The organism is Microbacterium sp. SORGH_AS_0421 (genome assembly GCF_030818635.1).
In the GTDB taxonomy this organism is placed as follows: domain Bacteria; phylum Actinomycetota; class Actinomycetes; order Actinomycetales; family Microbacteriaceae; genus Microbacterium.
Genome location: NZ_JAUTAO010000001.1, coordinates 3,347,088 through 3,367,005, shown reverse-complemented (window position 1 = coordinate 3,367,005; position 19,918 = coordinate 3,347,088). Strand labels below are relative to the sequence as shown.

At 71.5% G+C, this 19,918-nt stretch carries 18 protein-coding genes; 10 read left to right on the top strand and 8 right to left on the bottom strand.

Going from position 1 to position 19,918, the window contains the following annotated elements; translation table 11 throughout:
* Positions 1–120: 120 nt before the first annotated feature.
* On the bottom strand, positions 121–1,146 hold the full coding sequence (locus QE416_RS16055; protein ID WP_307317698.1) for an FUSC family protein: 1,026 nt from the start codon (positions 1,144–1,146) through the stop codon (positions 121–123).
* 344 nt (positions 1,147–1,490) lie between these two features.
* Between QE416_RS16055 and QE416_RS16050 the strand changes: the two genes are divergently transcribed.
* Positions 1,491–1,955 carry a DUF3817 domain-containing protein gene (locus QE416_RS16050; RefSeq protein WP_267787536.1) on the top strand — a complete coding sequence of 155 codons (465 nt, stop codon included), beginning with the start codon at positions 1,491–1,493 and terminating at the stop codon, positions 1,953–1,955.
* Positions 1,956–1,969: 14 nt separating this feature from the next.
* Here the strand turns inward: QE416_RS16050 and QE416_RS16045 are convergent, their stop codons facing one another.
* The 4 genes from QE416_RS16045 to QE416_RS16030 all read right to left on the bottom strand — a co-directional run bounded on the left by QE416_RS16045 (position 1,970) and on the right by QE416_RS16030 (position 4,753).
* Positions 1,970–2,539, bottom strand: a complete 570-nt coding sequence (locus QE416_RS16045; protein WP_307317696.1) for a hypothetical protein — start codon at positions 2,537–2,539, stop codon at positions 1,970–1,972.
* A gap of 76 nt (positions 2,540–2,615) precedes the next feature.
* Positions 2,616–3,719 (bottom strand): methyltransferase, encoded by a 1,104-nt coding sequence (locus QE416_RS16040; RefSeq protein WP_307317694.1) that lies wholly within the window; start codon positions 3,717–3,719, stop codon positions 2,616–2,618.
* A 53-nt stretch (positions 3,720–3,772) separates the two neighbouring features.
* Positions 3,773–3,922 carry a hypothetical protein gene (locus QE416_RS16035; protein WP_164481596.1) on the bottom strand — a complete coding sequence of 50 codons (150 nt, stop codon included), beginning with the start codon at positions 3,920–3,922 and terminating at the stop codon, positions 3,773–3,775.
* Positions 3,923–3,946: 24 nt separating this feature from the next.
* On the bottom strand, positions 3,947–4,753 hold the full coding sequence (locus tag QE416_RS16030) for an EI24 domain-containing protein (RefSeq protein ID WP_307317690.1): 807 nt from the start codon (positions 4,751–4,753) through the stop codon (positions 3,947–3,949).
* A 9-nt stretch (positions 4,754–4,762) separates the two neighbouring features.
* Here QE416_RS16030 and QE416_RS16025 point away from each other — a divergent pair, with 9 nt between their 5' ends.
* From QE416_RS16025 to QE416_RS16005, 5 genes are all read left to right on the top strand, one after another.
* Positions 4,763–5,668 (top strand): hypothetical protein, encoded by a 906-nt coding sequence (locus tag QE416_RS16025; RefSeq protein ID WP_307317689.1) that lies wholly within the window; start codon positions 4,763–4,765, stop codon positions 5,666–5,668.
* 87 nt (positions 5,669–5,755) lie between these two features.
* The gene (locus tag QE416_RS16020) at positions 5,756–8,272 is read left to right on the top strand and encodes an ATP-dependent Clp protease ATP-binding subunit (protein WP_307317687.1); all 2,517 of its coding nucleotides are present in this window, start codon (positions 5,756–5,758) and stop codon (positions 8,270–8,272) included.
* A 129-nt stretch (positions 8,273–8,401) separates the two neighbouring features.
* The gene (locus QE416_RS16015; protein WP_307317685.1) at positions 8,402–9,283 is read left to right on the top strand and encodes an LLM class flavin-dependent oxidoreductase; all 882 of its coding nucleotides are present in this window, start codon (positions 8,402–8,404) and stop codon (positions 9,281–9,283) included.
* Complete coding sequence (locus tag QE416_RS16010; protein WP_307317683.1) at positions 9,280–10,113, top strand: LLM class flavin-dependent oxidoreductase; 834 nt, start codon at positions 9,280–9,282, stop codon at positions 10,111–10,113. Before QE416_RS16015 ends, QE416_RS16010 begins: the two co-directional genes overlap by 4 nt.
* A gap of 73 nt (positions 10,114–10,186) precedes the next feature.
* The gene (locus QE416_RS16005) at positions 10,187–10,594 is read left to right on the top strand and encodes a hypothetical protein (protein WP_307317681.1); all 408 of its coding nucleotides are present in this window, start codon (positions 10,187–10,189) and stop codon (positions 10,592–10,594) included.
* 74 nt (positions 10,595–10,668) lie between these two features.
* On the opposite strand, the gene QE416_RS16000 is transcribed toward QE416_RS16005, so the two are convergent.
* Entirely contained in the window at positions 10,669–12,318 is a 1,650-nt protein-coding gene (locus tag QE416_RS16000) for an ATP-dependent DNA helicase RecQ (RefSeq protein WP_307317678.1), read from the bottom strand.
* A gap of 211 nt (positions 12,319–12,529) precedes the next feature.
* Between QE416_RS16000 and QE416_RS15995 the strand changes: the two genes are divergently transcribed.
* The gene (locus tag QE416_RS15995) at positions 12,530–14,074 is read left to right on the top strand and encodes an ATP-dependent DNA ligase (RefSeq protein ID WP_307317675.1); all 1,545 of its coding nucleotides are present in this window, start codon (positions 12,530–12,532) and stop codon (positions 14,072–14,074) included.
* A 4-nt stretch (positions 14,075–14,078) separates the two neighbouring features.
* Complete coding sequence (locus tag QE416_RS15990) at positions 14,079–14,705, top strand: hypothetical protein (protein WP_210073985.1); 627 nt, start codon at positions 14,079–14,081, stop codon at positions 14,703–14,705.
* A gap of 469 nt (positions 14,706–15,174) precedes the next feature.
* Here the strand turns inward: QE416_RS15990 and QE416_RS15985 are convergent, their stop codons facing one another.
* The gene (locus tag QE416_RS15985; RefSeq protein ID WP_307317672.1) at positions 15,175–16,035 is read right to left on the bottom strand and encodes an NYN domain-containing protein; all 861 of its coding nucleotides are present in this window, start codon (positions 16,033–16,035) and stop codon (positions 15,175–15,177) included.
* 47 nt (positions 16,036–16,082) lie between these two features.
* On the bottom strand, positions 16,083–17,066 hold the full coding sequence (locus QE416_RS15980; protein WP_307317669.1) for a Gfo/Idh/MocA family protein: 984 nt from the start codon (positions 17,064–17,066) through the stop codon (positions 16,083–16,085).
* A gap of 118 nt (positions 17,067–17,184) precedes the next feature.
* Between QE416_RS15980 and QE416_RS15975 the strand changes: the two genes are divergently transcribed.
* Both QE416_RS15975 and QE416_RS15970 read left to right on the top strand, forming a co-directional pair.
* Positions 17,185–18,507 carry a M20/M25/M40 family metallo-hydrolase gene (locus QE416_RS15975; RefSeq protein WP_307317667.1) on the top strand — a complete coding sequence of 441 codons (1,323 nt, stop codon included), beginning with the start codon at positions 17,185–17,187 and terminating at the stop codon, positions 18,505–18,507.
* A 228-nt stretch (positions 18,508–18,735) separates the two neighbouring features.
* Positions 18,736–19,761, top strand: a complete 1,026-nt coding sequence (locus tag QE416_RS15970) for a LacI family DNA-binding transcriptional regulator (protein WP_307317665.1) — start codon at positions 18,736–18,738, stop codon at positions 19,759–19,761.
* The last annotated feature ends 157 nt before the right edge of the window (positions 19,762–19,918 follow it).

The following is a 19,918-nucleotide window of genomic DNA, read 5'->3' as shown; positions in this document are numbered from 1 at the left end:
GCGGGGCCTTCCGATCAGTGCAGCAGGAGGTTCGCGGCGATGAGCAGCGGCGATACGAGGGCCGCGCCCATGGCGGCGCTCACGAATGGGAACGGGGTGTAGCCGGTGGGCATGGGGCGCTCAGCCTCTCGCGGAGCGGCGGCGCAGGCCCGCCGACACGATGGCGACGAGGGTTCCGACGGCGACGCCGATGACCGTCTCGATCACGCGGTCGCGCAGCAGCATGTCGGGGGCGACGGGGGAGGCGAGCGACACCATGAGCAGAGCCAGCGGGGTGATGAAGAGCATCGCGATGCCGTAGTTGCGGCCGACGAACAGCTCGGCCCCCGCCTGCAGTGCGACCGCGATGAGCAGCACGACCCACGGGGGCAGGTCGAGAGCGAGCAGCGCCGCGGCGATCAGCACGCCCAGGAGCGTTCCGACCAGCCGCTGCACGCCACGGATGAGTCGCGCGGTGACGTGTGCTCCGCCGACCGCGGCGACGGCACCGACCATCGCCCAGTACCAGTGCGTCCCGATGAGCAGGGCCCCGGCGATGCCGGCGACGAGAGCGGCGACGCCGACGGTCGCCGTCATCTCCCACGCGACCGAGCCGATGGGCGGTCGCGTGCGAGCCGGGCGCCGCCACGAGCCGCGCCGCGCGAGGACGAACGCGCAGGTCACGAGCAGGCTCCACAGCACGCTTGCGCCGCCGACGACGAGCACGGTGAGGAACGTCGCGCCGGTGGCGGGGAAGCTTGCGGTGGCTCCCGCGGCGAAGACGGCGAAGAGCGCGCCGGGCGGATGCCACTGGGCGCGGTAGGCGAAGAGGGTGACGGCCGCGGCGAGGACAGCGACGACGGCGACGCTCGCCATGGCGGGGGTGGAGAGGGCCGAGAGGGCGGTCCCGACGAGCATGCACGAGACCAGGACCGTACCCGCCACGGCCTGCATGCGCACGCGCGTGCGAGGGAGGTCGGTGCGACCGTAGAGCGCGGCGAAAGCCCCGAAGCTCGCGTAGACGCTCAGGTCGAGGCGGCCGAGCGCCAGGAGCACGAGAAGCGGGACACCGACGCTCACCACGGCACGCAGAGCCACGCGGTGATCCCCGCGGTGCGGTCCCACGCGGATGACCCCGGTCCACACGCGCCCCCGGGATTCCGCCATCCCTCCAGCCTACGCTCCAGGATCGCGGGCGCCGGGCGTCCCGCGGGGGAGCCGGACCCTCGGGGGAGAGGCGACGGTGCCCGGAGGGATGCCGAGACGTCAAGCGCGTGGCATCCCTCGCTCGATCTGATGGGGTGGAGCGATGGATGCCGAACGCCAGAAGCCCCCGATCGAGCCCGGCCCCGAGCCCGACACGTCGACGGCCGCGGAGGGGACGAGGTCGGATCCCTCGCTGGACGAGGACGATCAGCCGATCGAGTGACGTCTCGACGTCGAACGGTGAGCCGGTCAGCGGCGAGACGTTCTGCGTAGGGTGGAAAGCCCCGACTCGAACGAGGAGAGACGTGTTCCGCACGCCCCTGACCCTGTTTCGCACCCTCGCGATCGCCGAGGCGGTCTCGTGGACGCTCTTGATCGGAGGGTTGATCCTGCGCGCCGTCGCGGACCTGCCGATCGCGGTATCGATCGGCGGGGGGATCCACGGCTTCGTGTTCCTCGCCTACGGCGCGACCGCCGTGCTCGTGGCGCTGAACCAGCGCTGGGGCCTCGGTCCCACCGCCCTCGCGGTGGTCAGCGCCGTGATCCCGTACGCCACGATCCCCACCGAGATCTGGCTCCACCGCACCGGACGTCTGCGCGGCGCGTGGCGCCTCGACGACAGCGGTGACCCGCGCGATCGGCGCCCGCTCGACCGGTTGCTGCGATTCTTCCTCCGTCGACCGTGGGCCCTCGCGGTGGCGCTCGTGGCGGTCGTCGTGGTCGTGTTCGTTGTGCTGCTCACCGTCGGCCCTCCCGGCGGCAAGGGCTGACGTCGGACTCCCCGTCAGCGCACGAGGATGCGCACGCTCGCGGGGACGATCCGACAGGTCGCGGTGAAGGTCTCGACCGACCCGGACAGGGTGGCCGTCGCCCTCCCCGCCCCGAGGAACGCGACCGTGCCGTCGTGCGCGTGGACACTGGGCGAGCGGTCCGAGAAGTGGCGCATCTCGCCGCCCGAGCCGCTCGCGAAGGCGAGGTCGAGCTCGACGGCGACGATCGGACCCGTCTCGGAGCTCACGCGCCAGTCGATCGCGGCGAGCCCTCCGCCCCGGCTCGTCATCGTCAGCGTCGCCGACCCGCACTCCTCACCGCCCACGATCTCCGTGCGCAGAGGCTCGGCCGGGGGCGTGGTGGCGGCACCGCAGAGGTCGATCCCGTGCAGGCGGGCGTAGCCCCGGCCGTTGTCGGTGATGCTCGAGCAGTCCGCCAAGAGCGGGGCCGTGAGGGCGTCGGAGAGCGGATCGGCGCGCACGCTGCCGGTTGCGGGTGCGCCGGAGGCGGGAGGGGCGGGCGGCAACGCCATCGCCAGGGCCGCGACGACGAGGAGCGCGGGAACGGCGGTTCGGATCCGCACGGCGCACCTCCTCGTCGACGTCGATCGAAATCTACGCGCGGAGCGCGGCGGACGCCACGACTCGACGCGGATCGGGTCAGCGCTTCGTCGAGACGGTGACGGTGAACTTGCGATCGCGCGCCACCTGGCGGGTCGGACCGACCAGCCGCTCCAGCGCCGCGCGGTACCGCAGCGAGGAATTCCACACCGTCCACAGCTCGCCGCCCGGCTCGAGCACCCGAGCCGCGTCGGCGAACATGCGGGGAGCGAGACCCTCGTTGATGGCGGCACCCGCGTGGAACGGGGGGTTGAGCGCGATGAACGAGGCCGAGGCATCCGGTTGCGACCGGAGGACGTCGTCGCGAACCACGCTCACGCGATCGGCCACGCCGTTGGCCTCTGCCGTGGCCCGCGCCGAGGCGACGGCGACCGCGGACTGGTCGCACGCGACCACACGGACGGAGGGATGCCGCACGGCCAGGGCCGCGGCCACCACGCCCGTCCCACAGGCGAGGTCGATCGCCCGGTCTCCGCGCGGGGCGGGCAGCTGGGCGAGCATCAGGCGCGTGCCGATGTCGATCGACGCGCCCGCGAAGGCGCCGCCGAACGCACGGACCCGGATGCCGTCGATCTCGGCCCCCTCCGGCTCGGGGATTGCGCCGTCGTGTGGGCCGCGGGCGGTGAGGACGCGGGACTTCTGCCGCGCGTGCGAGACGTCCACGCGGTCGAAGAAGCGCCGCAGCACGTCGTTCATCGACACCGTCATGTGCTTCAGCCGGCCACCCGCGACCACGACGACGTCGGGGTGCGCGTGCAGCGCGATGAGTCCGGCGATGTCGGACAGCGCGTGAAGCGAGCGGGGGAGGCGCAGAAGGACGACGCGGGCGCCGGTGAGCAGGTGCGCGTCGAGCGCATGAGACACGAAGGAGTCCTCGAGCTCGGCATCGCGGGCGTTGCGCGCGAGGGCTTCCTCGCCCAGCAGCTCGTCTTGATGGACCCGGATGCCGCGGGCTCCGGCATCCGCCGCCGCCAGGGTCAGTGCCCCGTAGGAGTCGCCGACCACGACGAGCTCTCCCTCACCGAGCGCGGCACGCACGTCGGCGGATTCGTCCAGGATCAGACGATCGGCGGCATCGACGGCCACGAGGTCGGGACCCTCGAGATCGGGGTGGCGACGCAGGGCATCGAACGAGAAAGGCACCGGACCACGCTACCCGGGGGTGACGTGACGCGGTGCCTGACCGAGATGCGTGCTCAGCGGGTGCCGAAGTGGAACGGCAGCGCCAGCGAGGCCGAGACGAGGATGATGCCGAGCGCGAAGAACAGCGCCGGAGCGGCAAGAGAGAACGAGATGCCGGTCAACAGCATGCCGCCGACGAACAAGATGAGAGAGACGATGAACATGAGGATCCCTTCGGTCGCTCCAGGCTATCGTGCCGAGTCCGCGCGCGAGTGCGCGGCCGGGGTGGCGTGGGGGTCGAGCGCGTCCGGAGCGCGGCCGTCGACAGGACGGATACCGAGAGCCGCGTGCGCCCAGAGGGTACTGCCGGCCACGGCTGCGGGCATGACCGCCACCGCCCCGAGCGGGACGAGGAAGCAGAGCTGGGTCGCGACGCCGAAACCGAGGGCACGTGCTCGGTTCGTGCGGAGGAGCTCTCTGCGCGCGCGCCGATCGAGCCCCCGGGCGGAGAGCGCGCGCGAGGTGAGTTCGTCGGCCAGGAGCCACCCGGTCAGCAGCACGCCGGTGACAAAGCCCAAGACTCCGCCGACGAAGGGGATGAGGCCGATGAGCCATGCCAGAGCAGCGGCCACGATACCCCGGAGGATGAGACGCACGCTGTCTGCGACGGCCCGCCAGAAGCCGTACTCTGCGGCGGGGACCGCGCCCGTGGCGCTGCGCTCGGTCGCGCGCCAGATGCGGTCGTAGAACGGCTCGCCCACGGCGAGAGTGACGGCGGTGAACGACACGATGACCACGAGGACCGCCGCGCCGAACGACGCGAGGCCGATCGCCGCACGGAGAGCGCCGGCCCACACCGGTGCCCACGCGTCGGCGAACGGCGTCCAGTCGTCGACGAGATCGGGAAGGACGAGACCCCACGTCACGAGCGCGGCACCGAGCAGCAGGCCGACGATCGTTCCCGGGATGAGCCCGAGCGCCATTGCCCCGGGGGTTCGGCGCCATTGGCCGAGACCGCGGGCCAGCAATGCCGCTCCGGCGAGGAATTCGCGCATGCCGGAATTGTGACAGACGCCACCGACGTCGAGAGGAAGGTTGCGCTCGCCGCCGATGTCGGCGGGCAGTGCCAGGATGCCGCTATGCGCATCCGCACCACTTCGACGCAGCGCACGTACCGGTACGTGCGACTGGCGCTGATCGGTGCGACGGTGTTCCTCGCCATCGGTGTCGGCCTCGAGCTCGCGCGCGGCGACGGGCTGCCGTCGGTCAGCGCGACGTATTACACCCCCGCGGGCCCGGTGTTCGTGGGGGCGCTGAGCGCGACGGCCCTCGCCCTGCTCGCCCTGTCGGGCCGCAGCCTGGAGCAGGGCCTGCTCGACATCGCGGCGGTGCTCGCTCTCGTGATCGCCTACGTACCGACGACCATCTCGTCGAACGCCTGTGCCGACGGTCTGCGCTGCGTGCCGCCGGAGGTGAGACCGACCGTGGCGAACAACGCCGTGGCGGTGGCATCCGTGGTTCTTCTCGGGGCGGTCGCGGCGGGGATCCTGGCACGCGTTCAGGGCACCGCGAGTCGCGGGGTAGCGCTCACGGTCGGGGTCATCGTCGTGCTGGTCGCCGGGGGAGCGGCGTGGGCTCTGGCCGCGCCCGGGGTCTTCCTCGCGTGGGCGCACGAGATCGCCGCGGTCGCGTTCTTCGTTCTGATCGCGGCGGTCGCCTCGATCGCGGCGTGGAGGCCGCGGCGCAGCGGGCGGCTGCGGCGGGGAGTCCGTCTCGCCTACGCGGCCGTGGCCGTGGCGATCGTGCTGACCCTGGTCCTGCTCGTCATCGGGGTCGTCTCGGGCGTGGAACGCACGGGCTTTCCGGTCGTGCTCGTGGGCGAGTCGGCGGCCCTGGCGCTCTTCGCGATCTTCTGGCTCGTGCAGACGGTGGAGCTCTGGAACGACGCCGACCCGACCCTCCGGGAATAGACGCCGCGCACTCTCGTTGAACTTGATACGACGGCGCTCAAGTAGCAAACTTGAGTGAACCGCACTCACGTATCTCAGGAGACGGAATTGCCCGAAGAATTCACCCCCGGCGACGGCGCTCAGTCGTTCGACGAGTTCCTGGCCCGCTACCTCGCGGGCGAGCAGGCGCGAGCCGAGCGCTCGATCGACCTCAGCCGGTTCCTCAGTGCACGCACGCAGGACGCCCTCCAGGCGGCCGGACGTTTCGCGCTCGGCCGAGGCCAGCGTGAGCTCGACGCTCTGCACGTGCTCCACGTCCTCGTCGGACGCTCGCCCGCCAAAGAAGCCGTCGCGCGGCTCGGCGCCGACCCCGCCGCGATCGCCCGTGCGGCCGAGAGCCGCCTTCCCGCCGCCGCGACCCCCGCGAACGTCGACGGTGCCGTCGTCGCCGGCTCCGTGCAGCGCGCGCTGTTCCACGCGTTCCAGGTGGCGCGGGCCGCCGGGTCCACCTACGTCGACCCCGACCACCTCTTTTTCGCACTCGTCCTCGCCCAGGACGCGCCCGCGGGGCAGATCCTCGCGCAGGCCGGAGTGACCGCCGAGGCCCTCACCCAGGGGGTGCGCGAGACCGTCTTGGGCGGCGACGAGAACGAGGTGGCCGACGAGTCGGCATCCGCGACTCCGAACCTCGACCGCTTCGGCACCGACCTGACGGCGCGGGCCGTCGCCGGTGAGCTCGACCCGGTCATCGGTCGCTCCGATGAGATCGAGCAGACCATCGAGATCCTCAGCCGCCGCACGAAGAACAACCCCGTGCTGATCGGCGAGGCCGGCGTCGGCAAGACGGCCGTCGTCGAGGGGCTCGCCCGCGCGATCGTCGCCGGAGAGGTGCCCGAGCAGTTGCGCGGTACGCGCGTCGTCTCGCTCGACCTCGCGGCGATGCTCGCCGGAGCGCGCTATCGCGGCGACTTCGAAGAGCGCCTCACCCAGACGATGGAGGAGGTCGCGGCATCCGACAAGCTCGTCGTCTTCATCGACGAGGTGCACACCCTCGTCGGCGCGGGCGGGAGCGGAGACGGCTCGATGGACGCCGGGAACATCCTCAAGCCCCGCCTCGCCCGCGGCGACGTGCACCTGATCGGCGCCACGACCGTTCGCGAGTACCGCACGATCGAGAAGGACCCCGCCCTGGAGCGGCGCCTTCAGCCCGTGCGCGTGGGCGAGCCCTCGATCCCGGATGCCGTGGAGATCCTGCGCGGGCTCCGCTCGGCGTACGAGGAGCACCACGCCGTGACGTACACCGACGAGGCGTTGCGCGCGGCGATCGAGCTGAGTCACCGTTATCTGCCGGACCGCGTGCTGCCCGACAAGGCGATCGACCTCATCGACCAGGCGGGCGCGCGGCTGCGGCTGCGGCTGGGCTCGACGGTCGACACGACGGCGCTGCTCGAACGCCTCGCAACCCTGGAGGCCGAGAAGAACGCCGCGGTGTCCGCCGAGCGCTACGAGGAGGCCTCTCGTCTGCGCGATGAGATGGCTGCCGTGCAGACGCGGCTCGACGAGGCGACGGCCGGCCCCCGTGCCGCCGCGGTCGTCGACGAGCCCGAGATCGCCGCGGTGATCAGCCGTGCCACCGGCATCCCCGTCGCTCGCCTCACCGCCACCGAGCGTGGTCGTCTCGCCGAGCTCGAGACCGAGCTGCACGCCCGGGTGATCGGGCAGGACGACGCGGTCGCCGCCGTGGCGAAGGCGGTGCGCCGCAACCGCACGGGCATGGGCGACGAGAACCGCCCGGTCGGATCGTTCCTGTTCCTCGGCCCCACCGGCGTCGGCAAGACCGAACTCGCGAAGGCTCTCGCGGGCTCGTTGTTCGACGACGACGCAGCGGTGATCCGCTTCGATATGAGCGAGTTCGGCGAGCGGCACACCGTGTCGCGCCTGATCGGTGCCCCTCCCGGATACGTCGGCTATGACGAGGCCGGTCAGCTCACCGAGCGTGTGCGCCGCAACCCCTACGCCGTCGTGCTGTTCGACGAGATCGAGAAAGCCCACCCCGACGTCTTCACGCTGCTGCTGCAGGTGCTCGACGACGGCCGGCTCACGGACGGACAGGGCCGCACGGTCGACTTCCGCAACACGGTCATCGTGATGACCTCGAACCTGGGCGCCGAGTTCCTGGCATCCCGCTCGGGCGCGATCGGCTTCACCACGACGGGTCGCGAGTTCGCCGATGCCGACCTCCGCGACCGTGTGATGGGAAAGCTCCGCGAGGCCATGCGTCCGGAGTTCCTCAACCGCATCGACGACATCGTGTTGTTCCGGAAGCTCGAGAAGACGCAGCTGCGCGAGATCGTGGGGTTGCTGCTGGAGGCGACCTCGCGGCGACTGGCGTCGCGCAACGTCTCCCTCGAGGTCACCGATGCGGCGGTGGACCGTCTCGCCGAGATCGGGTACGAGCCGGAGTACGGAGCGCGGCCCCTGCGCCGGGTCATCCAGCGCGAGGTCGACGACCGTATCGCCGACCTGTTCGTGTCGGGTGAGCTGAGCGATGGCGCAGCGGTGACGGTGGATGCCACGGACGCGGGCATGACGGTCACCCCCGTCACCGCCGCTCTCGCCGCCTGACGAGCCCCTTCTCGACGCCCCCGGTGCTTCGGTGCCGGGGGCGTCTTGGCGTGGGGGCGTTTCGCCCGGGCAGCGGCGACCCGCGCGCCAGCCCCTCCCGATGTCGGAGGTTCGCGGCAGAGTAGAGACATGAGTCGTATCGGCACGATCTTCAGCCCGTACCCGCATCCGCCCGAGAAGCTTCGCGACGCAGCGCGAGCGGCCGAAGACGCGGGGGTCGACGAGCTGTGGCTGTGGGAGGACTGCTTCCGCTCGTCCGCGTGGGCCGCCGCCGCCGCCGCTCTCGCCGTCACCGACCATCTGCGCATCGGAGTCGGCATCGCGCCGCTCCCGCTGCGCAACGTCGCGGCGTCGGCGATGGAGATCGCGACGATCGAGCGCATGTTCCCCGCACGCCTCCTGCCGGGCTTCGGCCACGGGGTGCAGGACTGGATGCGTCAGGTCGGCGCCAAGGCCGCCTCACCGCTCACGCTCATGCGCGAGCAGCTTCCGGCCCTCCGCTCGCTGCTCGCCGGTGAGACGGTGAGTACCGAGGGGCGCTACGTGAAGCTCCGCGACGTCGCTCTCGACTGGCCGCCTCCCGCGGCGCCGCTCGTCTATGCCGCCGCCGAAGGGCCCAAGACCCTCTCCCTCGCCGGGGCCGTCGCCGACGGGGTGGTGCTCGACAGCAGGCACACCGTCGCCGAGATCGCGGCGGCCGTGCAGACCGTGCAGAGGGGTCGTGCCGAGGCGGGCCGTGAGGGCCGCACCGATGTCGTCGCCTACGTGCTGACGGCGTTCGGTGCCGACGCTCTCGAGCGCGCCACCGCGGTGCTCGCCGATCGCGAAGACGCGGCGGACCGCGTGCTCGCCGGCTCGGTGACAGAGGTGGCCGAGGGGGTCGCGCGCTTCCACGCCGCGGGCGTCGACGACGTCGTTCTTCTCCCCACCGACGACGTCGACCTCGCCGCCTTCTTCTCGGCGGTGGGTCAGGTCGCGCTGGCCCTGCCGAACGCGGGAGGTGCGTCATGACACGAGGAACCGTTTCGCTCGGACTCGCAGGCTCCCTCGGTCCCGACGCCGTCGCGCGGATCGCTCCGGCCGTCGAGAGAGCGGGCTTCGACACCCTCTGGATCAACGACACCCCCGATGGCGATGCTCTGGCTGCGCTCGCCGCCGCCGCGCGTGTCACGGATCGTCTTCGACTCGCGACCGGCGTCGTCCCGGTCGATCGCCGGCCCGCCGACGCGATCGCCGCCGAGGTGGCATCCCTCGGTCTTCCGCTGGACCGCTTGACGATCGGTATCGGCTCGGGCATGGCCAAGCAGGGCGCCCTGGCCCGGGTGACCGAGGCCGTCTCCGTGCTGCACGAGGCCGGCGTGCCCCGCGTCCTCGTGGGGGCGCTGGGCCCCAAGATGCGCCGCACGGGGGCGGAACTCGCCGAGGGCGTGCTGTTGAACTGGGTACCGCCCACCGAGGCTCGAGACCAGGCCGAGGCCCTCCACGCCCTCGCACCGGCCGCGCACGTCGCGGTCTACGTGCGTACCGCCGTGGTCTCGGCCGCCCGCGAGCGCCTCGACGCCGAGACCGCCATGTACGCGTCGTTCCCGAACTACGCCGCGAACTTCGAGCGGATGGGGGTGGATGCCGCGGCCACGACGATCCGCGACGCCGCCGGACTCGCAGACGCGCTCGAGGCATACACAGCGGCCGCCGACGAGGTCGTGCTGCGCGCGATCGTGCCCGAGGACACGGTCGAGGCGTATGTCGAGTTCGTGCGGACGACGGCGCCGGCCCGGCACAGCGGCCACGCGGCATCAACGGACCCAGACGCCGTACCGCCACGCCCGCCGGGGTCGTGATGACCCCCTGCTGAGGCCGGTCGGGCCGCGCGCGAGCGGCCCCGCCGGCTTGCACGGATGACAGACTGACCCCATGCCGCGTCGCACTGGTCTCACCGTCCGTTCCGTCGCCCGCGGGGTGCTGGCCCTCCTGCTCGTCGGGGCCGGTGTCGGCCACGTCACGTGGGGTCGGCGGGGCTATCGGATCGTCGTCCCGGGATGGGCCACGCGACTGCTTCGGACGGACAAGGACGCCATCGTCGTGGCATCCGGGGCCGTCGAGGTCGTCTTGGGGGTCGCTCTCGTCGCCCTGCCGCGGGAACGCGGACGCATCGGGGCGGCCATCGCGGCCTTCTTCATCGCCGTGTTCCCGGGAAACGTGCACCAGTGGCGGACCGGGCGTTCGGCGCCGGGGCTGAACACCGATCGCTCCCGCTTCATCCGTCTCTTCCTGCAGGTGCCGCTTGTCGCGTGGGCGTGGTGGTCGACGCGCGCCCGGTGACGCCCCTGCCGCGGTTCGGAACGGAACTCGCGGTGCAGAGCCGATGAATCACACCTCGAGCCGCTGACTGCCCCTCAGGCCGCCTCGCCGAGCTCCAGGATGCCCTTCTCGAATGCCGCGCGAGCGAGCACCTTGTACCCGTGGTCGGCGAAGAACACCGTGAGCCGGTCGTCCTCGATCGCCATCACGGTGCCGGTGCCGAACTCGCCGTGCTCGACGGTCGAGTCGATCCGGATGCCGTCGTCGTCGGACGTCTCGTCGCGCTCGTCGACCGTGGCCGCGGTGCCGGCGTCGCATCGATCGCACGACCCGCACTGGGCGGCAGTCTCGACGCCGAAGTACTCGAGCAACGCCCGCCGGCGGCAGTGCGTGGTCTCGGCGTACCCGCGCATGATCTCGATGCGCGAGGCTCGAATGCGCTCCTCGGCCTCGTCGCGCTCGCGCACGGCGCTGACCGCGTCGCCCGCCGATACCTTCGCTTGCGCCGAGACCCCCTCGGGGCCCGAGACGGCGAGCCCGCACGCCACGAGCTGATTGAGCACCCGGCCGATCGCCCTGACCGAGCGTCCGCTCTCGTCGGCGACGTCCCTCGCGCGCACCGGCTTCTTCGTCCGCTGGAGCACGTCCCACACCCCCGCGATGTCGGCGCGCTTGGTGTGACCGCCCGCGAAGAAGGAGCGCAGCGAGAAATCCTCGGCGCGGTAGTGCAGGATCGCCCGCGCGGGTTGCCCGTCGCGTGCCGCTCGGCCGATCTCCTGAGCGTAGGAGTCGAGGGACTCGGTCACGTCGGCGTGCACGACCAGACGAACGTCGCTCTTGTCGACGCCCATGCCGAACGCGGAGGTTGCCACGACCACGTCGAGTTCGCCTGCGCTCCAGGCGGAGTGCACCTCGTCGCGCTTCTTCTGCGCCATCGCACCGTGGTACGCCGCAGCTCGCAGGCCGAGCTCACGCAGTTCCTCGGCATACGAGTCGGTGCCCTTGCGCGTCGCCACGTACAGCAACGCCGGGCCGCCGGCATCCTGGACGTCCGCGATGACGGCGCGGCGCTTGTCGGCGTCGTGCTCGTGCCGCCGGACCGCCATGTGGATCTCGGGGCGATCCATGCCGCGCACCTCGAGGTGAGGCTCGCGCATGCCGAGGCTTTCGACGATGTCGTCTCGGACGGGAGCGGATGCCGTGGCCGTCAACGCCAGCACCGGGGGGTGACCGAGCGCCTCGATGGCGTCGCCGATGCGCGCGTAGTCGGGACGGAAATCGTGGCCCCACGCCGACACGCAGTGCGCTTCGTCGATGACGACGAGGCGCACGTCGGCTTTCGAGAGTCGATCGAAGACCTCGTCGTTGGCGAGCTGCTCGGGTGCGAGGAACGCGTACACCGAGTCGGGGCCCTCGATCGCCGCCCACGCCTTCTTCTTGGCGGCGGCACCGGTGCGGGAGTTGAGGGCGACGGCCGCGGGGGCGTCGGGGGCGGCGTCGATCGAGTCGATCTGGTCGCGCTGCAGGGCGAGCAGGGGAGAGATGACCACCGTCGTCCCCCCGAGCTCGCAGCCGGCGATCTGGTAGACCGCCGACTTTCCTGCGCCGGTGGGGAAGACGACGAGGGTGTCGCGACCGCTCACGACCGCGTCGATCGCCTCGGCCTGACCCGGCAGCAGGTCGTCCCATCCGAACACCTCACGGGCGGTGCGGGCGGACTGTTCGAGTGTGGCGGGAGCGTTCACGAATCCTCATTCCTCGGGGAGGACCCCAGCACACTCCAGACCTCCGACATCGATCCGGGGGTTGCGAGGCCGGGCCGGATCTGTTCTCACCGGAACGGCCGCACAGGCGATCCTCCTCCGAAGGTGCCGGGTTCTCCGGCGCTGCATGGCACCGCCGCCGGTTCCGCACAAGCGTCGCCGCGATGTCGGAGGGGGATGCCAGGATGCCGACATGCTCTTCGGCGATATCGAGACCGCGCTTGCGGCGGTGACGAACACGCGTTCTCGACTCGCGAAGGTCGCCGCCCTCGCCGCGCTGGTGCGCGGGCTGGACCCGGACGAGATCGAACCGGCGGTGGGGCTGCTCACCGCGTCACCGCGGCAGGGCCGCCTCGGGGTGGGCTGGCGCACGCTCTCGGCGCACGACGGCGGTCACGCAGATGAACCGAGCCTGACGATCGGCGACGTCGACGCGGCTTTCACGCGGCTGACCGCGGTCGGCGGCGCCGGGTCGGGGGCGGAGCGCACGCGCCTGCTCGACGAGCTCGCCGAGCGCGCGACGGCGCGGGAGTGGCATCTGCTGATCCGGATCATGACGGGCGAGCTGCGCACCGGCGCCCTCGAGGGGGTGCTGCTGGATGCCGTGGCCCGAGCCTCGGATCGCGACGTCGCTCTGGTTCGTCGCGCAGCCATGCTGTCGGGCGACCTGGGCGCGACAACGCGCATCGCGCTGACCGCCCCCGCTGCCGATCTCGCGGCGGTCGGACTCGTGGTGGGTCGCGGCATGCAGCCGATGCTCGCCTCGACCGCGACGAGTGTCGCGGAGGCGATGGCGGTGACGGGGCGTGCGTCCGTGGAGTACAAGCTCGACGGGGCCAGAGTCCAGGTGCATCGGCACGGTGACGAGGTACACGTCTTCACCCGCACGCTGGCCGACATCACCCATCGCGTTCCGGAGATCGTCGAGGTCGCCCTCTCGCTCTCCGTCCACGACGTGATCCTCGACGGAGAGACCCTCTCGCTCGACGAGGACGGCGGCCCCCGGCCGTTCCAAGACACCATGGCGCGCTTCGGCGCCGAGTCGGCGCGCGAGATCGCTCTCCGGCCCTGGTTCTTCGACATCATGCACGTCGACGGTCGTGACCTCGTCGACGAACCGCTCGCCGCGCGCCTCACCGAGCTCGAGAGGGTCGCGGGAGAGCACCGCATCCCCGCCGTTCTGACCGACGACGCGGAAGTCGCCGACGCCTTCGCGCGCGATGCTCTCGCCGCCGGTCACGAGGGCGTGATGGTCAAGGGTCTCGACGACGCCTACACCGCGGGGCGCCGCGGCAAGAGCTGGCTCAAGGTGAAGCCGGTGCACACGTTCGACCTCGTCGTCCTCGGCGTCGAGTACGGTTCGGGGCGACGTTCGGGATGGCTGTCCAACCTGCATCTCGGCGCGCGCGATCCCGAGGGGCGTTTCGGCGAACCCGGTGGCTTCGTAATGGTCGGCAAGACCTTCAAGGGTCTGACCGACGAGCTGCTGCAATGGCAGACGGCTCACTTCGCCGAGCGGCAGACCGGAGAGGTGGCGGGGGGTCTTCGCGTGGCACCCGACACCGTCGTCGAGATCGCCATCGACGGGGTGCAGCGGTCGGTGCGGTACCCGGGCGGCGTGGCGCTGCGCTTCGCCCGGGTGAAGACCTACCGTTCGGACAAGACCGCGGCCGAGGCCGACACGATCGACACCCTGCGCGCGCTGCTGCCCGGCGGCGAAGCAGCGACGAAAGGATGACGCGATGAGTCTGGCCCCCTGGCTCGACGGTGAACTCGGTTACCGCAGCTTCGGCACCCCCGGCGCTCCGCGTGCCGTGTTCGTCCTGCGCACCGGCGACGTCGCCACCACCGACCCCGACGCCCGGGTGACTTCGGGCTTCGACGTGCGGATCGTCGCCGTCGGTCTCGACGCCCCCGAACTCGAAGATCCGCCGGTGTTCGGGGGACAGACCCCCGCCGGGCTCACCGTCGAGGCGTTGAGGGCGCTGCTCGAGCGCGAGGCCCCCGGCGCGACGGTCGGACTGGTCGGCGAGCGGTCTGCGGGACCGATCGCGCTCTATCTGGCCGCGGCCATGGGTGAGGTCGTCGACCGTGTCGCGATCGTCGGCGTTCGGAGCCCGACCGACGCGCTGAGCCGTGACCTGCGAACGCCGCTGCTCGACGATCTCGCGGCCGACGTCCTGGTGGTCGTGGGCCACGATGGCCCCGCGGGGCAGGGCGACGCTGCGTGGTACGTCGACCGGTTGCGCTCGGGCGCCGCGGAGGTCATCCACCCCGACGAGATCGGCTCGGTCAACGGCGAGGTCACGCTGACCTCGGTCTGGTCGCGCGTGCTGACCCACGTCGCCCCGGGCGCCGAGCGCCGCTGACGGCGCGGGTCGTCACCGGCGCGGGGCGCCGAACGGCCCGCCCAACCTCTTCGACCCGTTGAGTGTCCAAAACACCCGGACGCCCGTCGAAATCGTCCGGGTGTTTTGGACACTCGAAGTGAGGGCGAGCGTCCCCGCGAGGGCGAGGTGGCCGTGAGGGCGAGGTGCCCGCGAGGTCGAGTGTGCTCGCGAGGGCGAGTGCGCCCGGTAGGGCGAGTGTGCCCGCGAGGGCGAGCGTGCTCGCGGCCGTGATGCCGCCGACCGTGCCCCGGATGGGGCCGCGCGACCGCGCCTCTGCCTCGCCCGTTCGCGTCCCTTGAGTGTCCAAAACACCCGGACGCCCGTCGAAATCGTCCGGGTGTTTTGGACACTCGACGCGGGCGCCCACGTCTGCTCAACCGCGCAGGGCCACTCATGCGCACGCGAGGCCACGTCCGCCAGCGCGTCGGGTCCGCGTGCCCGCGCCGCCTCAGGCCCGCGAGACCGCCTTCACCTGCACGACGTTCGACTCCTCGTCGACCTCGACGTGGTCGGTCTGCGCCTTGAGGAAGTCCGAGAAGCTGCGGAACCCGAGCGCCTTCTCGCTGAACGACGGATCCAGACGCTTCATCAGATCCTTCACCGCCGACGCGTGCAACCACTCGCCGTCGGCGCGCTCCGCCTCCAGTTGCATCGCACGCTCGAGCAGGTCGACCGCGGGATCTTTCGAGCGCTTGCGCGCGCGGGGCCGCGACGGGGCGGGATCCTTCTTCGTCTCGGCGAGATTCGGGATGCCGGGGAGGGAGTCGTAGGCGTCGAAACGGTCGCACGCGGCGGCGAGCGACTTCGCCGTGGACCCGGCCACGCCGACCCCGACGACATACCGGCCGAGCCGCTTGCACCTCTGAGCGAGCGGCACGTAGTCGCTGTCTCCGGCGACGACGACCACGTGCGACAGGTCGGGGAGGCGGAACATGTCTTCGACGGCGTCCACCGCGAGACGGATGTCGGCGCCGTTCTTGGCGTAGGCCGCGGCCGGGAAGAGCTGCACGAGGTCGACCGCGCGAGCCACGAGCTGCGAGCGGTACTCGGCGTTGACCGGTGACGACCAGTCGGCGTACGCGCGGGTCAGCACCAGCGTGCCGAACGATGCGGCGTAGTCGATCACCGCGCCGACGTCGATGGTCGCCTTGGTCAGGCGCTCGGCGATCTCGGGGTCGATCGGATTCTCGGCGATCTTCTGCCGATCCCGCGAGTAGGCGTTCCGGCCGTGCACGCGGTCGTACCAGGACATCACGATGTTGTCGAAGTCGAGGTAGACGGCGACGCGGGCGGTCTGGGTGTCGGGCATGCCTCCAGTCTGACCCGTCGCGGCGGAGCGCGGGTAGCCCTCGCCGCTCATCGCTCGCCGGGGTACACCACGCCGATCTGGCGTCGCACCTCGTCGAGCACGCCCATGATCGCGACCGTCTCGTCGATCGACAGGATGTCGTTCGACCCGGTGCCGGCCGCGACGAAGCGCTCTGCCGCCTGCGCCTGGAACTGCATGCCGCGGCCCTCGACCTCGGTGGTGAACTCCTCGATCACGTCGCCGTCGGGGGAGACGACGCGGAACGACGTGGGGGTGTACCAGACGCGGTCGATCTCGATGCGGGCTTCCGTACCGACGATCTGCGCCGTGTTCAGGCCGGCCCCGCGCGACGACGACACGGTGCTCGACAGCGCCCCGCCGGAGTGCACGAACGCGGTCGCCACCTCTGCATCGCTACCCGCGTCGGAAAGCCGTGCGAGAGCGGTGATGCGCTCGGGGAGGCCCAGGACGTCTATCGCGAACGAGATCGGGTAGACACCGAGGTCGAGCAGGGCTCCGCCGCCGAGTGCGAGGTCGTTGAGGCGGTGAGCCGGGTCGGTCGAGATCTTCTGGGTGTGGTCGGCCGAGACCACCCGGATCTCACCGAGGGTGCCGGCGGCGAGGATCTCGCGGATGCGCACCATGTGCGGCAGGTACCGCGTCCACATCGCCTCCATCGCGAGAAGACCCTTCGCGGCCGCCGCGTCGCGGATCTGCGCCGCCTCGGAGGCGTTCAGGGTGAAGGGCTTCTCGACCAGCACGTGCTTGCCGTGCTCGAGGGCCAGCAGGGCGTTGTCGAGGTGGCCGGGGTGCGGCGTCGCGATGTAGACGATGTCGACATCGGGGTCGGCGACGAGCTCTTCGTACGAGCCGTGCGCGTGCGCGATGTCGTATTGCTCGGCGAAGGCGCGAGCGCTGTCGATGCGGCGCGAGCCGACGGCGGTGACGTCGAGGCCCGCGGTGCGCAGGTCGGAGGTGAAGGCGTGCGCGATGCCGCCCGTTGCGAGGATGCCCCAGTGCAGTCCGGTCATGCGATCCACCGTAGCCGCGTCGGCCGACATCGGCGTAGCGCCCGCCCGTCGTACGCCGCGGACATCGGATGCCGGCATCCCCGGGGCTCCGCGACGTCCCACGACCTAGGCTCGTCGCATGACGCCCGTCGAGCGCTTCCGCGAGCTGCTGTCCATCCCGACGGTGTCGCGGGTCGACCCGGGCGAGGTCGACGACTCGGCCTTCGAGACGTTCCACGCTGCCCTCGAACGGCTGTACCCGCTGGTCCACGAGCGATTGGAGCGACAGGTCGTGGCCGGCCGCTCGTTGCTGTACCGCTGGACGGGAACGGCGAGCGACGCGCCGCTGGTCCTCCTCGCCCATCAGGATGTCGTCCCCGTCGACGGGCAGGAGTGGCGGCATCCGCCTTTCGCCGCCGACCTCGTGGGGGAGGGACCCGACGCGACGATCCACGCGCGCGGGGCGATCGACGACAAGGGCGCTCTCGTCGCCATTCTCGAGGCCGTCGAAGCGGCGCTCGCCGAAGGGGTCACCCCGCGCACCGACGTGTGGCTCGCTTTCGGTCACGACGAAGAGACTCGCGGCACCGGGGCACAGGCCATGGCCGCGCTCCTGGAAGAGCGCGGCATCCGTCCGGCCCTCGTGCTCGACGAGGGGGGAGCGGTCGTCGAGGGCGCCGTTCCCGGCGTCGCCGTGCCCACCGCGATGATCGGCGTCGCCGAGCGCGGCGCCGCGACCTTCGAGCTCGTGACGCGCGAGGCCGGGGGCCACGCCTCGACCCCGCCGCGCATGCCCGCGACGGCCCGACTCGCTCGGGCCATCGATCGCCTCCGGCGTCGTCCGTTCCCGCGTCGGCTCGTCGCTCCCGTCCGGGCGATGCTCGCCACCGCCGCCGCTCACACGAGCGAGCCCGTCTCGACGCTGTTCCGCCGCACCTCGCTGTCGGCTCCCGCGGTGACCGCGGCCCTGTCGGTGCTCGGACCCGAGACCAACGCCCTCGTGCGCACCACTGCGGTCGTCACCCGTCTCGAAGGTTCGGCGGGCGAGAACGTGCTCGCCACCTCGGCGCGGGCGAGCGTGAACGTGCGGCTGCTGACCGGCGACACACTGGCCGACGTCGCGATCCACCTGCGTCGAGCGGTGGCCGACCCGCTCGTCGACATCGAGCTGCGCCACGGCGACGATCCTTCGCCGGTCTCGCCCTGGCAGGGGGAAGCATGGCGGCGGTTGTCGCGGGCGGTCACCGACACCCTCGGCGCCGACACCGTGCCCCTGCCCTACCTGCAGCTCGGGGCCAGCGACAGCCGGTTCTACACGGGGATCACCGACGCGGTGTACCGCTTCGCGCCGTTCCACCTCACGCGCGCCGAGCGCGATGCGCTGCACGCTCCCGACGAGCGCATCCGAGTGGACGTCTGGCTCCGCGGCATCCGGTTCTATCGGGCACTGCTCGAGTCCTGAACGGGTTCGCACTCAGCTGGTCGACTGTCCCGCGGCGACATCCCGATCCGATCCCGAGACGTCGAGCCGATGCTGATGCGCCGGCCCCGACGCGCCCACGACGACCCGCCCCGCCCGCGCACCCCGGCGGATCGCGCTGACGTGAGCACGTTCGGGCGGACCGAGCCGCGTCGGCTATCCTCGTGTGACCGGTCACGCAACAGCGCGCGACCCGCAATGAGGCGGACCATGAGCGACACCGATATTCCGGAGGCGACGGGGCGCGCGCCGAGCATCCGCGACGTCGCGCGGCTCGCGGGGGTGTCGTATCAGACCGTCTCTCGTGTGATCAACAACAGCACGCAGCTGCGTCCCGAGACCGCGGCCAAGGTGCGATCCGCGATCGCCGAGCTGAAGTTCGTGCCCAACCAGGCCGCTCGTGCCCTCGCCACCAGCCGCTCGCGCCTGATCGGCGTCCTGGGGCCGCGCGCCACCACCCACGGCACCGCATCAATGGTGCAGGCCATCGAATCCGCCGCTCGCGCCGCCGGTTACCGTCTCACCGTCACCAACCTCGCCACGAGCGCCCCCGACGATGTCCGCTCGTCGATCGACCACCTCATGCAGCAGTCGATCGAGGGGCTCATCGCGGTGGCTCCGCAGACCCGGGTCGTCCCGATCCTCGACGAGCTGAAGCTTCCGGTGCCGGTGCAGATCGTCACCTCGACGGACACCTCCACCACGCACAACGACCAGAGCGCGGGGGCACGCGCCGCCGTCCGCCACCTCATCGAGCTCGGGCACTCGCGCATCCTCCACCTCGCCGGTCCGCGTGACTGGGTCGAGGCCGATCACCGTATGCGGGGGTATCTCGCGGAGATGGATGCCAACGACCTGTCGCCGCGACCGCCCGTCCTCGGCGATTGGACGGCGCAGTTCGGCTTCGAGGCGGGGCTGGAGCTTCTGCGCACCGAGGATGCCACCGCGGTGTTCGCGGGCAATGACCATATGGCGCTCGGGTTCATGCATGCCGTGCGAGCCATAGGTCGTTCGGTCCCCGAGGACATCTCCGTCGTCGGTTTCGACGACGTCCCCGAATCCGCGCATCTCTGGCCCCCGCTCACCACGGTGCGCCAGGACTTCGTGGGCATCGGCACGCGCGCGGTCGCCGATCTCCTGGCATCCCTCGGCGAGGTGAACGACGACAAGCCGGTGGTCGAACCCGACCATCTGCGTCTCATCGTGCGGGCGTCGACGGCCGCACCCCGGGCGTGAGCCGCGCGCCGCGCACGTCACGTTTCGGCAACGGCTGGACTTCGAGCGCATCGAGACTTGACAGTCCCGCCTGGCGGGGAGGTAGCATCGCTCACACGATGTGAACGGTCACATGACCGGGTCACACGGCCGACGGGACTCGCTGCGGAGCGGATCC

Excerpts from the sequence above, each read along its gene's own strand:
- QE416_RS16055 (WP_307317698.1), bottom strand. The coding sequence starts at position 1,146 with ATGGCGGAATCCCGGGGGCGCGTGTGGACCGGGGTCATCCGCGTGGGA.
- QE416_RS16035 (WP_164481596.1), bottom strand. The coding sequence starts at position 3,922 with ATGTTCATCGTCTCTCTCATCTTGTTCGTCGGCGGCATGCTGTTGACC.
- QE416_RS16030 (WP_307317690.1), bottom strand. The coding sequence starts at position 4,753 with ATGCGCGAATTCCTCGCCGGAGCGGCATTGCTGGCCCGCGGTCTCGGC.
- QE416_RS16015 (WP_307317685.1), top strand. The coding sequence starts at position 8,402 with ATGAGTCGTATCGGCACGATCTTCAGCCCGTACCCGCATCCGCCCGAG.
- QE416_RS16010 (WP_307317683.1), top strand. The coding sequence starts at position 9,280 with ATGACACGAGGAACCGTTTCGCTCGGACTCGCAGGCTCCCTCGGTCCC.
- QE416_RS16005 (WP_307317681.1), top strand. The coding sequence starts at position 10,187 with ATGCCGCGTCGCACTGGTCTCACCGTCCGTTCCGTCGCCCGCGGGGTG.
- QE416_RS15995 (WP_307317675.1), top strand. The coding sequence starts at position 12,530 with ATGCTCTTCGGCGATATCGAGACCGCGCTTGCGGCGGTGACGAACACG.
- QE416_RS15990 (WP_210073985.1), top strand. The coding sequence starts at position 14,079 with ATGAGTCTGGCCCCCTGGCTCGACGGTGAACTCGGTTACCGCAGCTTC.
- QE416_RS15985 (WP_307317672.1), bottom strand. The coding sequence starts at position 16,035 with ATGCCCGACACCCAGACCGCCCGCGTCGCCGTCTACCTCGACTTCGAC.
- QE416_RS15980 (WP_307317669.1), bottom strand. The coding sequence starts at position 17,066 with ATGACCGGACTGCACTGGGGCATCCTCGCAACGGGCGGCATCGCGCAC.
- QE416_RS15975 (WP_307317667.1), top strand. The coding sequence starts at position 17,185 with ATGACGCCCGTCGAGCGCTTCCGCGAGCTGCTGTCCATCCCGACGGTG.
- QE416_RS15970 (WP_307317665.1), top strand. The coding sequence starts at position 18,736 with ATGAGCGACACCGATATTCCGGAGGCGACGGGGCGCGCGCCGAGCATC.